The sequence below is a fragment of the Acidithiobacillus sp. TH-A36 genome, from assembly GCF_057473445.1.
Window position 1 is genome coordinate 1 of sequence record NZ_JBYCKP010000632.1, and the last position, 2,656, is coordinate 2,656.

The following is a 2,656-nucleotide window of genomic DNA, read 5'->3' on the forward strand; positions in this document are numbered from 1 at the left end:
ACCCACTATTTCGGGGCCACCCCCAAAACCGTCAACGCCTTCATCACTGCTCCTCTGGAAAAGGCCGTGGGTCAGGCCCCGGGCATAAACTATATGACGGCGGTCAGTGAAGACGGTATTTCCATTTTGACCCTGTATATGCGGATGGGGGAAAACCCCAATGCCGCCCTGTCGCAGGTGCAAAGCAAGGTCAATACGGTCCTGAATCAGTTGCCCAAGGGGGTCATGCAACCGGTGGTTCAGGAAATGTCTGGTTCAGGAGCTTATCTGATGCTGTTGAGTTATCACGGTAAGGGCTTTAATCAGCAGCAGATAACCGATTATCTGACCCGCGTCGTGCAGCCCGCCATTCAATCGGTTCCGGGCGTGGGTCTGACTGCCATTCTGCCTCCGGGTACCGGGCCTAACGGTAATACTTACGCCATGCGGGTCTGGCTGAATCCGCAGGAAATGGCGGTATTGGGAGTGACCCCGGCGCAGGTCAGCGATGCGCTCAAGAAAAATGACTTTGTCGCGGCGGTAGGGCGGTTGCGCGGCGAATATACGGCAGTATCCCTCAGTGCCAATACCGCCCTGCATAGTGCGGCAGAATTCCGCAATCTGGTAGTGGCGACGGTGCACGGCGTACCCATCCATCTGGAGCAGGTCGCCAAGGTCTCTTTGGGCGCTCAGACTTATGATTCATCCGTCATGGTGGATGGACAGCCGGCTGTCAATATCGGTATTCAGCAGGCCCCCGGCAGTAACGCCCTGCAGGTCGCCCAGGGTATTCACAAAGTCATGACCCAGTTGAAGGCGACCATGCCTCCGGGAATGCAGGGGTACACCATTTATAATGGGGCCCAGTTTGTCAAAAGCTCCCTGCAGGAAGTGGAAATCAATATTGGCCTGGCACTGCTGGTGGTCATTCTGGTCATCTATTTGTTCATGGGTTCCTGGCGCGCGCTGATTGTTCCGGCACTGGCGATTCCTGTGGCCATGGTGGGAGCCCTCACCATCCTGCATGCTCTGGGATATACCCTCAATTTGCTGACCCTGTTGGCGATGGTGCTGGCTATTGGTCTGGTGGTGGACGACGCGATTATTGTGGTGGAAAACGTTCATCGTCATATTGAACATGGGGCAACTCCTTTACATGCGGCACTGCTCAGTGCCAGGGAACTGGCCAGCCCGATTCTGGTGATGGCCACGACACTGGTGGCCGTATTTGCCCCCATGGCCTTTATTGGCGGGTTGGTGGGCCACTTATTCAGCGAATTTGCTTTTACCATTGTGGCCACGGTGCTGTTGTCCATGATTGCCGCGCTGACCCTGGCGCCCATGCTGGCTTCCCGGGTTCTGAAAGCGGGACAGGAGGGCCGGGTCTCCCATTTGGTGGATCATGTATTTGGACGCCTGAAGGCCTTTTACGGACGCCTTCTTTTCGCGAGTTTGCGGGTTTGGCCGGCCACCGTGGCTTTGGCCCTGGTATTGACGGGAGGCATCTATTTTCTTTTCAGCATCAGCCAGAGTGAGCTGGCACCGCCGGCGAATCAGGGCATTGTTTATGTGAACGGCGTTGCCCAGCCCACGGCGACGCTGGAATACATGAATGCTTATGATCACTATCTGACGAATACGGTTTTCGACAAAATTGCCAGCCGCAGTCATAGTTTTGCGGTCAACGGGGTGGGTATTGGCGGCATGCTGTTAAATAATGAAGTGATGGCGGGTGTGGTTCTGAAGCCCGAGCGCGGCACGGTGACCACGCATCAGGTCAAAGCCAAGGTGCAGAAGCTGGCCGAGCAGGTACCCGGTATGAAACTGTCCGCTTTTGGCTTGCCGCCACTCCCCGGGGCAGCGGTCGGCTTGCCGGTGCAGTTCGTATTGACCAGTACGGGAGGCTCCTATCATCAACTGGATGGCATTTCTGCCAAGCTGGTTCAGGAAGCCAAAGCCAGCGGCCTTTTTTCTTTTGTCTGCAAAAATCTGAAGTACAACAACCAGATTCAGCAGGTGGTCATTAATCGGCAAATGGCTGCATCGTTTGGACTCAGCATGGCCGATATCGGACAAAATCTGGAGACGCTATTGGGTGGCAACTACGTCAACTACTTCGATATGGACGGTTTGAGCTATCGGGTAGTGCCACAAGTACCACCTGCGTTGCGGGCCAACCCCGATTTTCTCAAGGCCTATACCATCAAAACGCCTTCCGGCGCCGAGATTCCTCTGTCCACTTTTGTGTCCCTGAAGTCGGAATCGGCACCGACATTTTTACCGCAGTTTCAGCAGTTGCCGGCGGTATTTATTCAGGCCAACCCGGCTCCTGGCGTGTCATTGGGACAAGCGCTGCAGTTTTTGCAATCTCATGCGCAAAAAATTCTTCCCGGTGGGGATCAGATCCATTATGCCGGCGTATCCCGCCAGTATGTGCATCAGGGTAATGCGCTGGCGGTCACTTTTGCCTTTGCCCTGCTGATGGTGCTGCTCCTGCTCGCGGCGCAGTTCAACAGCTTCCGGGATGCTCTGGTGGTGCTCACGGCTGTTCCGGTGGCGCTGTTTGGGGCGTTGTTGCCTATCAGTCTCGGCGCTTCCAGTGTCAATATTTACTCGGAAGTAGGGATGGTCATGCTGATTGGTCTGATTGCCAAGCAGGGAATTCTGATTGTGCAGT

Annotated in this window: 1 protein-coding gene; it reads left to right on the plus strand. The window is 55.3% G+C overall.

Going from position 1 to position 2,656, the window contains the following annotated elements; genetic code table 11:
* Window positions 1-2,656, plus strand: a 2,656-nt coding sequence (locus AC2VLY_RS15780) for an efflux RND transporter permease subunit (protein WP_486922611.1), incomplete at both ends; no start/stop codon positions are given.